At 69.6% G+C, this 12,134-nt stretch carries 11 protein-coding genes; 8 read left to right on the forward strand and 3 right to left on the reverse strand.

Translation table 11 applies throughout. The features are described 5' to 3' along the window. Nucleotides 1–23: 23 nt before the first annotated feature. Together ABFX36_RS10205 and ABFX36_RS10210 are read right to left on the reverse strand one after the other, a co-directional pair. The gene (locus ABFX36_RS10205) at nucleotides 24–1,085 is read right to left on the reverse strand and encodes a hypothetical protein (protein ID WP_346076196.1); all 1,062 of its coding nucleotides are present in this window, start codon (nucleotides 1,083–1,085) and stop codon (nucleotides 24–26) included. A 286-nt stretch (nucleotides 1,086–1,371) separates the two neighbouring features. Continuing rightward, nucleotides 1,372–2,238, reverse strand: coding sequence for an Rv1157c family protein (locus ABFX36_RS10210; RefSeq protein ID WP_346076198.1), 867 nt, complete (start codon nucleotides 2,236–2,238; stop codon nucleotides 1,372–1,374). A gap of 239 nt (nucleotides 2,239–2,477) precedes the next feature. Between ABFX36_RS10210 and ABFX36_RS10215 the strand changes: the two genes are divergently transcribed. The 4 genes from ABFX36_RS10215 to ABFX36_RS10230 are packed head-to-tail and all read left to right on the forward strand — an operon-like array spanning nucleotide 2,478 to nucleotide 6,618. Then, nucleotides 2,478–3,530, forward strand: a complete 1,053-nt coding sequence (locus ABFX36_RS10215; RefSeq protein ID WP_346076200.1) for a thiamine ABC transporter substrate-binding protein — start codon at nucleotides 2,478–2,480, stop codon at nucleotides 3,528–3,530. A 2-nt stretch (nucleotides 3,531–3,532) separates the two neighbouring features. Continuing rightward, on the forward strand, nucleotides 3,533–5,179 hold the full coding sequence (locus ABFX36_RS10220; protein ID WP_346076245.1) for an ABC transporter permease: 1,647 nt from the start codon (nucleotides 3,533–3,535) through the stop codon (nucleotides 5,177–5,179). Further along, on the forward strand, nucleotides 5,180–6,208 hold the full coding sequence (locus tag ABFX36_RS10225) for an ABC transporter ATP-binding protein (protein ID WP_006895831.1): 1,029 nt from the start codon (nucleotides 5,180–5,182) through the stop codon (nucleotides 6,206–6,208). Next, nucleotides 6,205–6,618: a (deoxy)nucleoside triphosphate pyrophosphohydrolase gene (locus ABFX36_RS10230; RefSeq protein WP_006895833.1), complete on the forward strand. Its 414-nt coding sequence runs from the start codon at nucleotides 6,205–6,207 to the stop codon at nucleotides 6,616–6,618. The genes ABFX36_RS10225 and ABFX36_RS10230 overlap by 4 nt, the downstream gene beginning before the upstream one ends. Here the strand turns inward: ABFX36_RS10230 and ABFX36_RS10235 are convergent. Then, nucleotides 6,605–6,781 carry a hypothetical protein gene (locus ABFX36_RS10235; RefSeq protein ID WP_006895834.1) on the reverse strand — a complete coding sequence of 59 codons (177 nt, stop codon included), beginning with the start codon at nucleotides 6,779–6,781 and terminating at the stop codon, nucleotides 6,605–6,607. The genes ABFX36_RS10230 and ABFX36_RS10235 overlap by 14 nt on opposite strands. A gap of 183 nt (nucleotides 6,782–6,964) precedes the next feature. Here ABFX36_RS10235 and typA point away from each other — a divergent pair, with 183 nt between their 5' ends. From typA to ABFX36_RS10255, 4 genes are read left to right on the forward strand one after another with little or no spacing between them, the layout of a single operon-like run. Beyond that, on the forward strand, nucleotides 6,965–8,872 hold the full coding sequence (typA, locus tag ABFX36_RS10240; protein ID WP_006895835.1) for a translational GTPase TypA: 1,908 nt from the start codon (nucleotides 6,965–6,967) through the stop codon (nucleotides 8,870–8,872). A 47-nt stretch (nucleotides 8,873–8,919) separates the two neighbouring features. Continuing rightward, nucleotides 8,920–10,815 (forward strand): ABC transporter family substrate-binding protein, encoded by a 1,896-nt coding sequence (locus ABFX36_RS10245; RefSeq protein ID WP_006895837.1) that lies wholly within the window; start codon nucleotides 8,920–8,922, stop codon nucleotides 10,813–10,815. Continuing rightward, nucleotides 10,800–11,681, forward strand: a complete 882-nt coding sequence (mshB, locus tag ABFX36_RS10250; RefSeq protein ID WP_346076203.1) for an N-acetyl-1-D-myo-inositol-2-amino-2-deoxy-alpha-D-glucopyranoside deacetylase — start codon at nucleotides 10,800–10,802, stop codon at nucleotides 11,679–11,681. The genes ABFX36_RS10245 and mshB overlap by 16 nt, the downstream gene beginning before the upstream one ends. Further along, nucleotides 11,678–12,037: a hypothetical protein gene (locus ABFX36_RS10255; protein ID WP_045538231.1), complete on the forward strand. Its 360-nt coding sequence runs from the start codon at nucleotides 11,678–11,680 to the stop codon at nucleotides 12,035–12,037. Before mshB ends, ABFX36_RS10255 begins: the two co-directional genes overlap by 4 nt. Nucleotides 12,038–12,134: the final 97 nt, after the last annotated feature.

The raw sequence follows: 12,134 nt of genomic DNA on the forward strand, positions 1-12,134 counted from the left end.
GATCGGCGTCAGTCCTGAACCAGTCAGTTCTGGACTGTGCCGAGCGCGGGCAGGAATAAGCAGGTGCGGCCGGCGGTGGTCGTGGTGCCGAAGACCGCCGAGAGGATGTGGCCCTTACCGGTGTCGACGCGGGCCAGACGGACGCCGTGGAAGTTCTCGGTGTCGGTGAGCAACTGCTTGAGCGGTCCGGCGGACGCCGCCTCCGACAGCGGCTTCAGATCGGCCAGGCCGCCCTTCATCGTGGTGGTGTTGAACCACGCGACGCGGAACTGGTCCGAGTCGGGCTTGCCGGGCGGCACCAGTGCGAAGGCCGTCTGATCCTCACCGATCGCCGTCAGCAGTTCCTTGCTGTCGGCGGGCAACAGCGAGGTGAGCGCAGTGAGCACCCCGGTGCGGTCGGCGGCGACGGTGGGCCACGGGCCGGGTGCCGCCAGAACCGGGGCGGTGGTGAGTCCGAGCGGGTTGTCGGGGGTGGGCTCGGCGCACAGCGGAGCCACGGCGGGGGACAGCAGGGACGTTCCGGTGACCTTCTGCAGCACGGTCAGCACGTCGGCGGCGGGAGCCGGTGCGGGCGCCGCGGGGACGGTGGCTGCGACCGGGGCGGGCGTCTGCGGGTCGCTCTGTCCGAGCTTGCCCAGACCGAGCTTCTCGAGGCCGGCGCCGTCGAGACCGATGCCGTTGAGAACACTCGCGCTGTCCAGGTACTTCGACAGATCCAGCCGGCCGTCGGAGGAGAGGATGGCGGTGATCGCCTCGACGGCCTTCTCGTCGCCGCCGGTGGCCTTGAGCTTGCGCAAGAGATCGGCGAGCGCGGCGTCGCCCGGAATCGTCGGCAGGGTGCGCACCTGATCGGCCTGCGGTGCGGCCGTCTGCGGTGCGGTGGAGTCGGGTGCCGACGGTGCCGTGGAGTCGGGGACTGTGCTCTGCGGGGCGCTCGTCTCGGGGACGGCGGTGCCCGGAGTGCTCGCCTCGGGCGACGGTGCCGCCGGATCGGCCCCGGCGGCGGCCGGCACAGCGAGTGCTGCGGCGGCGACTGCGAGCCCGGCGATGCCGAACCGCATCGATCGGTACGTGCGTGGACTCACTGGCTTACCTCCACAGCTGCGCAACGGCCACGGCGGCCGTGACCGCTGTGGCTGATGTGACTAAAGTTTCTTAAGTTAATAATGAGAATCAACCGCTGGATTTCTCAAGGAGCGAGTCCGAGTCGTTACCTGGATGCGACCCTTTGGAGATGTCGGAGCCGTTGCGCCACAAAGCTTTTCGTTGCCATAGCGATGTCCGTCACAAGTTGCGGCGGCGTCCCCGAAACCGATCAGAGCCCCGGACCTCCGATGGTCCAGGGCTCTGATCGAACTCGGGTCGAGGGGCTCAGATGATCGCGGTGCCGATCGTCGGAGCGATCATGCATGAGACGTTCTTGCCCTTGATCTTCGTCGTCACGGTTCCGTAGATCGTCGACACGATCCGGCCGCGGCCGGTGTTGGCGATGCCGGTGAACGTGCCGGGGCCCTTGGTGGCGTTGATCTTCGGATTGGGCAGCAGCGCCTGCTGTCCGGTGCGGCCGTTGTCGATGTTGAGCCAGGTGACGAAGAGCTTCTGTGCCGACTTCACCGCGGGTCCGGTGCCGAGGCTGGTGTAGACGTAGCCGGCCTGGCCGCGCTTCGGGCCGGGTGCCGGTGCGGCCTGCGGTCCGGCCGTCACCAGGGCCATGCCGACCGAATTGCCGCCGCCGGGCATGCAGCCGAAGCCCAGGGTCGGATACAGGAACTGCTGGATCCGCGGCTTGCCGGGGCCGGTGGGGATGTCGGGCGCGTCGCTCTTCTTCTTCTCGGCCGCGGGGGTCGCCTCGAGCGACAGTGTCTTCGCGGCCTCCTTGGCCCCGGGCTCGCCCAGGAAATCGATCAGCGAGCGCCAGACGTCCTGCGCCTCGGCGGGTACGGCCGGGTTGTCGGCCAGCTTGCGGACCTGGGCCAGGAGCTCGGTGTTGACCTTGCCGTCGGAGTCGCGGGTGGCGGCGGAGCCGATCAGGGCCGGAGTCAGTGCCCCGAGGGATTCGAGGACCTTGGGCTCCACGGTGGGCGCGTGAGCGGCGTCCGGGATCGGAAGCTCCTGCTGCGCGGCCGGAGCGTCCTTCGCGGGCTCGGCCGATGCGGTCGACGGGACGAGCAGAGCGGGGGCGATGACTGCTGCCGCAGCGACGGCTGCGGCGGTGCGGCGGGAGCGCGCGAGTCGCACGGCTGAATCCTCTTCGGTCGACGAACAGTTGTCTAGTGAGGCGAGTGTAGCCACAATCCCATGAAACTACTGAGGCGTGTGCGAAAATTGTTACACAAGAGGTTAGAGGGATTCCGACTGCGGATGCCCTCCGAATGCGGATACGCACCGTCAACTGGTTAGATTCGCCTCAGGTGAGCAACAACTGGCCCGCAGGCGAAATCTGGGGGCTTCTCTATCGAGGGGACGTGGGTTAGCAGATGGCCTTCTTCGGCAACGCGCGCTTCGGCAGCGCGCGGCGCAACCGCGCTGTCGTCGCGGCGGCACTGGCAGCCGTGCTGGTGGCGACGTCGGCGTGCACCTCCGGATCGGGTGGTGCCGACGAGGTGACGTTGTTGACGCACGACTCGTTCGAACTGCCGCAGAACCTGATCGACCGGTTCGAGAAGCAGACCGGTACCGAACTCAAGATCGTGCGTTCGGGCGATGCCGGGCAGCTCTCCTCAGTGGTGTCGCTGACCCCGGGATCGCCCAAGGGCGACGCCGTGTTCGGTATCGACAACACCTTCGCGGCCCGGCCGATCGAAGCCAAGGCGCTCGACCCCTACACCTCGCCCGCCGCGGTCGACGGCTCGGCGAAGTACGACATTCAGGGCGCGCCCGGGCAACTCACCGCCGTCGACCGGGGAGACGTGTGCCTGAACGTCGACGATGCCTGGTTCGACAAGCACGGCATCGAGGCGCCCACGTCTCTCGAGCAGCTCACGCAGCCCCGGTACCGGGACATGGCGGCCCTCCTCGACCCGTCGACGTCGTCGCCCGGGATGGGCTTCCTGCTCACCACGATCGGGCGGTTCAAGGGCGGAGTGGACGATTACTGGCGCGGCTTGGTCGACAACGGTGCCGAGATCGTCTCCGGATGGGAAGTGGCCTACAACCAGTTGTTCAGCGCCGGCGCCGGGCACGGCGACAAGCCGATCGTGGTGTCGTACGCGTCGAGTCCGGCCGCCACGCCGGGTACCAGCGCACTGCTGAACGCGTGCTTCGCGCAGGTGGAGTACATCGGCGTCCTGCGCGGTGCGGCGAACACCGCGGGTGCGCGCAAGCTCGTGGACTTCATGCTGACCCCGGAGGTGCAGGCCGCGCTGCCCACGGCCATGTACGTCTATCCGGTGCAGAAAGACATCCCGCTGCCCGCCGACTGGCGGCAGCGTGCGCCGATGCCCGCGTGGACCGTCACGATGTCGCCGGAGTACATCGACGCACACCGTGAACAGTGGCTGAACGAGTGGCGCGCCACGGTCAAGCGCTGACCGTGTCCGTGCCGGCGCGCCGGACCCCGGCGCCGATTCGCCGCACGTCGACGGCCGCTCGGGTCGCGACGGTCGTGCCCGCGGCGTTCATCGTGGTCATGTTCGTATGGCCGCTGGTCACCCTGGCCCGGCGGGCGGTGGCCGATGACGACGGTGCGGGCTTCTGGCAGTTGATCGACCGTACGGCTGGCTGGCATCTGCTGGCGGTCACCCTCGCCCAGGCGGCGGCGTCGGCGGTCCTGACAGTGCTGATCGCGGCGCCGATCGTGTGGCTCGTGGCCACCGTGGACCTGCCGGGCACGGCGATCCTCCGGGTGATCGTGACGGTCCCGTTCGTCCTGCCGACCGTGGTGGTGGGGGTGGCCTTCCGGGCGCTGCTGACCGGGCCGCTCGGCTTCCTCGGCGTCACCGACGGGTGGGCGGCGATCCTGCCCGCCCACATCTTCCTCAACGTGGCGGTCGTCGTCCGTGTCGTCAGCGCCGCCTGGCAGCAGATCGACCCGAGGACCGTCGAGGCCGCGCGAACCCTGGGCGCGACCGCGCCGCGGGCCTTCTGGGACGTGGTGGTTCCGCGGATCGCGCCCGCGCTGGCCTCGGCCGCGGCGCTGGTCTTCCTGTTCTGCTCCACCAGCTTCGGTGTCGTGGTGGTCCTCGGCGGCGGCACCGCCCGGACACTGGAGACGGAGATCTACCAGCAGGCGATCGGGTACTTCCGCATCCCGGAGGCGGTGGCGCTCTCCCTCCTGCAGATCGTGGTGGTCGCCTGCGCGCTGCTGCTGACCCGAGCGGTCGGCGGATCGTCCACCGTGGGCGCCGGTACGGCTCCGGCCGGAGGCCACCGGCGACGGCCCCGCGGGCTCCGCCTGCCGGCGGCCCTCCTCGCACTCGCGTGGACCGCCCTGTGGCTTCTGCTGCCCCTGGCGGCGCTGGTGCTCTCGTCGCTGCGCCCCGCGGGTGCCTGGACCCTCGACGGCTACCGCGGCCTGACCGATGGGTCCTACGGCGACTCGGCGCTGTCGGCGATGCGCTACTCCGTCACGAGCGCCGGGGGAGCGACCCTGTTGGCGGTGGTGGGCGGGCTGCTGATCGCGGTCCCGGTGACCCGCGGAGGGGGCCTGCCCGCCCGCTTCACGGCGCTGCTGGCCGTACTGCCGCTCGGTGTGAGCGCGGTGACCCTCGGATTCGGCTATCTGCTGGTGATCGGCACCCTGCCCGTTCAGGTGGCGCAGTCGCCGCTGGTGATCCCGGCCGTGCAGGCGCTGCTGGCGGTGCCGGTGGTGGCGGGGATCATGATTCCCGCGCTCTCCCAGGTGCCCGAACGGCTCCGCGACGCCGCGCGCACGCTCGGAGCACGGCCGTGGCGGGTGCTCCTGTCGGTGGATCTGCGTCTCACGGCGCGGGCGCTGTGCGCCGCGGCCGGTTTCGCCTTCGTGATGGCGATCGGCGAGTTCGGTGCCACCACCTTCCTCGCCCGCGCCGACACCACCACCCTGCCGGTGCTCATCGGATCGCTCATGAGCCGCCCCGGAACCGCGAACCTCGCCACGGCGATGGCCGCATCGGTGCTGCTGGTGGCGGTCAGTGCCGCGGTGATCGCGGCGATAGAGGCCATCGTCGGGACGCGCTCACGCACGGACGGAGAGGGATAGATGCTGACTGTGGAGGGAGCGACCGTCCGGTACGGGCGATTCGAGGCGCTGGCCGGTGTGCAGTGGTCCGTGGGCACCGGAGAGTCCACGGTGACCGCTCTCCTCGGTCCCTCGGGCTGCGGCAAGTCGACGTTGCTGCGCGCGGTGGCCGGCCTCGAACCGCTGGCAGCCGGATCGATCTGCTGGGACGGTGTCGATCTGGCGACGACGGCACCGCATCGCCGCGACTTCGGCGTCGTCTTTCAGGACGGTCAACTGTTCCCCGGCCGTACGGTGGCGCAGAACATCGCCTACGGTCTCGCTCGGCGCCATGTCCGCGGCCGCGCCGCGGCCGATCGGGTCGCGGAGATGCTGAGGCTGGTGCAACTCGACGGATTCGGCGATCGGCCGGTGTCGGCGCTCTCCGGCGGTCAGGCGCAGCGGGTGGCGCTGGCGCGGGCGCTGGCCCCGCGACCGCGGCTGCTGCTGCTCGACGAGCCGCTGGCCGCGCTCGACTCGCAACTCCGCGAATCCCTCGCCGAAGCGATCGGCGACATCGTGCGCCGCGCGGGCACACCGACGGTCCTCGTGACACACGACCACCGCGAGGCGGCGCTGGTGGCCGACACCGTGTCGGTGATGCGCGACGGCGACATCGTCCAGACCGACACGGCGTCGCGGCTGTGGCGCCGGCCGGTGGACGAAGAGACCGCGCGGTTCCTCGGCGCCCGGGCCAGCGTCCCGGGCACCGTCCGGGACGGTGTTCTGACGACCGCGCTCGGCGACGCGAGGCTGACCGGCAGCGCGGACTTCGGCGAACTGCGAGACGGCCCCTGCACGGTGGCTCTGCGTCCGGAGGCCGTCAGCGTCCGACCGGATCCGGAGGGCGATGCGGTGGTGGAGCATGCGGCCGCGCTGGTCGCCGGATGGCGCGTCCGCATCCGGATGGGCGACGAGGTCTTCGAGTGCGTCGGCGATCGGCCGGTGCGCCCGGGAGCGCGGGTACGGCCGACCCTGGAGCCCGGCGCGGTGGCGGTGATCGGACGATGACCGGCGATGTCCTGGTGGTCGCGGGCGCGGTCCTCCACCGATCGCGGGTGCTCCTGGCGCAGCGTGACTATCCGGCCGAGGTGGCCGGTCTCTGGGAGCTGCCGGGCGGCAAGGTGGAATCGGGCGAGACGCCCACGCAGGCGCTCATTCGTGAACTGTGTGAGGAACTCGACGTTCGGGTTTCTGTCGGGGCGCCGCTGGCCGACGTCGTGACACCGCGCGAGGGGCTGAAGTTGGTCGCGCACCGTGCCCGGATCGTCTCCGGGACACCGCGCGCGGTGGAGCATCGCGCCATCGCGTGGGTCGACGCGCAGCGGCTGGCGGAGCTGGACCGCAATAGTCAGATCGTGCCCAATGACATCGGCTGGATCCGGGAACTCACCGCAGAACTGCAGGTCAGGCCGCTCTAGCCTTCTTGAGTGCCTTGTTGGCCTGCTTCTTCGACAGGTGATCGCAGTCGATCTTCTTCATCCGATGGATGACGACCGGGCAACGGAGGCAGCGCGTCGATTTCTTGCAGCACTTCTTCTTCGGCTTGAGCTGCGCCACCTTCGCCGGCGAGGTCTTTCCCATAGCAAGACTTTAGCGCAGCCTAACCATATTCACGCAAGCTCTCGTCGCGACCTCGGCTGAGGTTGCCGTACCCTTAACGGGTTGATCTGGCGCGGCCGAACAGGAGTCGCTCCGCAGATCGAGTGACCGGCTCCGCCATCGGCCGCCGGATACCGCACCTGAACAGATACGAAAGAGACCTTAGTGAGCGCAGTCACCAACTTCCGCAACGTCGCGATCGTGGCGCACGTCGACCACGGCAAGACCACACTGGTCGACGCGATGCTGCGTCAGTCCGGAGTGTTCGGCGAACGTGCCGAACTGGTGGACCGCGTCATGGACTCCGGCGACCTGGAGCGCGAGAAGGGCATCACCATTCTCGCCAAGAACACCGCCGTGCACCGTCGTCAGCCCGACGGCAGCGAGTACGTCATCAACGTCATCGACACCCCCGGTCACGCCGACTTCGGCGGCGAGGTGGAACGCGCGCTCTCGATGGTCGACGGCGTGGTGCTGCTGGTGGACGCCTCCGAGGGGCCGCTGCCGCAGACGCGTTTCGTCCTGCGCAAGGCGCTCGCGGCGTCGCTGCCGGTGATCCTGGTGGTCAACAAGACCGACCGACCCGACGCCCGGATCGGTGAGATCGTCAGCGAATCGCAGGACCTGCTCCTCGACCTCGCCTCCGACCTCGACGACGAGGCCGCTGAGGCCGCGGAGCTGGCGCTGGACCTGCCGGTGCTGTTCGCATCGGGCCGCGCGGGTGTGGCGAGCACCGACATGCCGGAGAACGGCACCGTTCCGGCGGGAGACAACCTCGACCCGCTGTTCGACGTCCTGATCAACAACGTCCCGGCGCCGAAGGGCGACCAGGACGCTCCGCTGCAGGCGCATGTCACCAACCTCGACGCATCGCCGTTCCTCGGTCGTCTCGGCCTGGTCCGCATCCACAACGGCACCCTCCGCAAGGGTCAGCAGGTGGCCTGGATGCGTGAGGTCGACGGCGAGCAGGTCGTCGAGCGCGCCAAGATCACCGAGCTGCTGGTGACTCTCGGCGTCGACCGCGCACCGGCCGAGGAAGCCGTGGCCGGCGACATCGTCGCCGTCGCGGGCATGTCGGAGATCATGATCGGCGACACTCTCGCCGACCCCGAGAACCCGGTCGCACTGCCGCGCATCACCGTCGACGAGCCCGCCATCTCGGCGATCGTCGGCACCAACACCTCGCCGCTCGCCGGCCGCGTCAAGGGGCACAAGCTGACCGCCCGCATGGTCAAGGACCGCCTCGACTCGGAGCTGATCGGCAACGTCTCGCTGCGCGTGCAGGACATCGGCCGCCCCGACGCCTGGGAGGTCCAGGGCCGTGGTGAGCTGGCGCTCGCGATCCTCGTCGAGCAGATGCGCCGTGAGGGCTTCGAATTGACCGTCGGCAAGCCGCAGGTGGTCACCCGCAAGGTCGACGGCAAGACATACGAGCCCTTCGAGCACCTCACGATCGACGTCCCCGAGGAGTACCTCGGCGCGGTTACGCAGCTGCTCGCCGCACGCAAGGGCCGGATGGACCAGATGAACAACCACGGCAGCGGCTGGGTCCGCATGGAGTTCGTGGTCCCGTCTCGCGGTCTGATCGGGTTCCGCACCGACTTCCTGACCGAGACCCGCGGCACCGGCATCGCCAATGCCGTCTTCCACGAGTACGCGCCGTGGGCCGGCGAGATCCGCGCCCGCCACACGGGTTCGTTGGTCTCCGACCGTGCGGGCACCGTGACCCCGTTCGCGATGATTCAGCTCGCCGACCGCGGCACCTTCTTCGTCGATCCCGGCGACGACACCTACGAGGGCCACGTCGTGGGAATCAACCCGCGACTGGAGGATCTCGACATCAACGTCACCCGCGAGAAGAAGCTCACCAACATGCGGCAGTCGTCGGCCGATGTCATGGAGACCCTGGCCAAGCCGATGCAGCTCGACCTCGAAGGCGCCATGGAGTTCTGTGCGGCCGACGAGTGCGTCGAGGTGACGCCCGAGGTGTGCCGGGTGCGTAAGGTCAACCTCGATGCGTCGACCCGCGCGCGTGAGCGTTCGCGTGCCAAGGCGCGCGACGCGAACGCCTGAGGGGCCTGACGCCGGACCGTCGACTGGAGGAGCGAGAGGGAGTGCGGATGAGGACCGTGCGGACGCGCATCACCGCGATCGCAGTGACGGGGCTGATCGGCCTCTCAGCGACCGCGTGCATGGCGGATCCGCCGCCGCCGGTGCGGGAGACGCTGCCGACGCACACTCCGAACGAGTACCCCGACGAACGCACCGTCACGGTCGCGACCGACAGCATCGGTTCGGGTTTCAATCCGCATCTCGGAGCCGACCAGGGAACGGTCACCACGGCGATCGCCGCGATGACCCTCCCGAGTCCGTTCGTTCCGGTGAACACCCAGGACGGCGTCCAGTGGCGGATGAACGACGCACTGCTGACCTCGGCCGAGGTCACCTCGTACGACCCGTTCACCGTCGAGTACAAGATTGTCAACGACGCCCAGTGGTCCGACGGGCTGCCGGTGACGGGCGACGACTTCCACTATCTGTGGGAGCAGATGTCCCGGCAGCCCAACGTGATCGGCCCGGCGGGCTACCGCGCGATCTCGGATGTGCAGACCTCCGGCGGCGGCAAAGTCGTCACCGTGACCTTCAACAACGCCTACCCCGCGTGGCGCGAGCTCTTCGACAATCTGCTGCCGAGCCACACGCTGCGGTCGGACCCGACCGGCTTCCAGGTCGGCATGGACAAGGGAAAGCCGGTCACGGCGGGCCCGTTCCAGATCTATTCGATCGACCGGGCCCGCGACGAGGTCCGGTTGATCCGCAACGACCGCTACTGGCGCAAGCCGCCGGAGGTGGACCAGGTGGTCCTCCGCAAGGCGGGCACGCCGCAGCAGATGGCGCAGACCATCCGCAACGGCGACTCCACTCTCGCGGCGCTGCCGAGCGGAGCGGCGTCGGCGGCCGAGCTGGGCGCGATCCCCGGGGTGGTCAGCAGCCGGCTGCCGACCACGAGGGCGCTCGCGGTGAATGCGAATTCGCGGTCGGAGACCATGCGCTCGCAGCAGGTCCGCAAGGCGGTCCTCGGGATGCTCGACGGACGGCTGATCACCGCCGCGGCGGCGGGGGAGACGGTAGTGACACCGTTCGCGAACACCGTGTACGCGCCGTCCGATCCCGGGTACACCCCGGCGGAGAGGCCACGGCCGACGCAGGATGAGGTCCTCGCCCTGCTCGCATCGGCCGGCTACCGACCGGGCGTGCCCACGCCGCGTCCGGCACCCGCCGATCCGTCGGCGTCGAGCACCGCGTCGCCGACCACCCCGGCTGCTCCCGCACCCGCCGACGTCCCGGGACTGCCCTACGGTGTCTCGCCGATTCAATCGAACGGAACCGACCTCGTGGTGCGGATCGGCGCCACCAACACCGACCAGCGCACGATGTCGGCGGCGGAGACGATGGCCGATCAGCTTCGGTCCCGGGGAGTGCGGGCCAGCGTGATCGGGATGTCGAACACCGAGCTGTACGGGCAGGCGCTCACGTCCGGCCGCGTCGATCTCGTCGTCGGATGGACCGGTGTCGGCGGCAGTCCGGCCACCGAGCTCGCCTCGCAGGTGGCCTGCCAGGCTCCGCCCAAGGGCACCGAGGCCGGTGCGCACACGGTGGAGCCCGAGCACGATCAAGCGGCCGACGAGACGGTGCTGCCGACGGTGCCCTCCGGTGCGCCGAGCAGTACTGCGAAGCCGGAGGCCAACGTCTCCGCCGACGAGAGCTACACCGGGAACATCTCCGGGCTGTGCGATCCGACGTTGATCGCGCTGGCCGACGCCGCGATGAGCTCCGAGGACCCGGCACCTCAGCTTCAGGAGGCCGAGGGGCTGCTCGCCGATCAGGCGGTGTACCTGCCGATCTTCCAGGACACGATGTTCTCTGCCGTCACCGACCGCATCTCGGGCGTCTCGCTGGACGGCCCGATGCAACTCGGTGTCTTCGGCGGAGCCGACGGATGGGTGATTCAGTGACCGAACGGGCTCGTCTGCTGCTGCTGCACGCACATCCGGACGACGAGACCATCATGACCGGGGGAGTGATCGCGACGTATCTGGCGCGCGGCGTCGACGTCCGGGTGCTCACCTTCACCCTCGGCGAGGAGGGCGAGGTGATCGGTTCGCAGTGGGCCCAACTGGTCGCTGACGGCGGCGCCGATCAGCTCGGCGGCTACCGGATCGGCGAGTTGCGAGCAGCACTGGCCGAACTCACCCCGCCCGGCGTCGTGGCGCCCGCACCGCGGTTCCTCGGCGGCGCGGGGCGCTGGCGCGACTCCGGCATGGCCGGGACGCCCTCCGCGGAGCATCCGCGGGCGCTGTTCCAGGCCTCCCTCGACGAGCTCGCCGGCCAGCTGGCCGACGAACTGGTCGCGTTCGCACCGCAGGTGATCGTCACGTACGACGCCGCGGGGACCTACGGGCACCCCGACCACAAGCGGGTGCACGAGGTGTCCGCGGCCGCGATCCCCGTCGCGGAGTCGATGCTGGGACGGCCGTTCAAGGTCTACGAGTCAGTGACGCAGCGGTCGGAGCTGGAACGCGGTCTGGCCGCCGTCAGCGAGGTCCCGGCCGGCTGGCGGATGCCCGAGCCCGGCGAATTGCCGAGCTACCCGGACGATCAGGTGACCGCCGCCGTCGACGTCCGCGAGGTGCTCCCGCGCAAGGTGCGTGCCCTCGCGGCTCATGCGACGCAGGTGAGTGTGGCGCGCTCGCGCACCGAGTACGCGCTCAGCAACAACATCGTGTCGCCGGTGCTGCCGACGGAGCACTTCATCCGCGTCGACGCGGGCCGAGTGGCTGGACGGATCGAGACCGACCTCTTCGAGGGAGTGGCGCTGTGACCATCGGAGATCGCCTGGAACTGGCCGTGCTCACGGTCAGCGGCTTCCTGCTCGGCATCCTCACCGCGGCCTTTCTGCTGATCCGGATCGGCGCCTGGCCCTTCCCGGTCACCGCGCTGATCGCCGGCGTCGCGAATGTGCTGATCCTTCGCCTCGCCGAGTCGTACACCAAGTCGGCGTGGCAGTACGCACCGCTGATCGCGTGGACCTTCGTCACCGCGATGGCGATGCTCCCGGTGTTCGGCAACGGCTCGTTGATCGGCGACTGGCGCCTGCTGCTGCTCCTGGCGTGCGGGCTGGCGGTGCCTGCCTTCTACGCCTCGACGTCGCGGGTCCGGAATCTATCCCAGTCCTGATCCGGCCCAGTGCTGATCCGGCCCAGTCCTGATCCGCTCCGGAGCCGAGCCGGTGCCCCGTTGGACGGCGGCCGCCGGGGTCGTCGAATGCGACGTG

Origin of the sequence: Gordonia cholesterolivorans (genome assembly GCF_039531975.1) — a bacterium.
In the GTDB taxonomy this organism is placed as follows: Bacteria; Actinomycetota; Actinomycetes; order Mycobacteriales; family Mycobacteriaceae; genus Gordonia; species Gordonia sihwensis.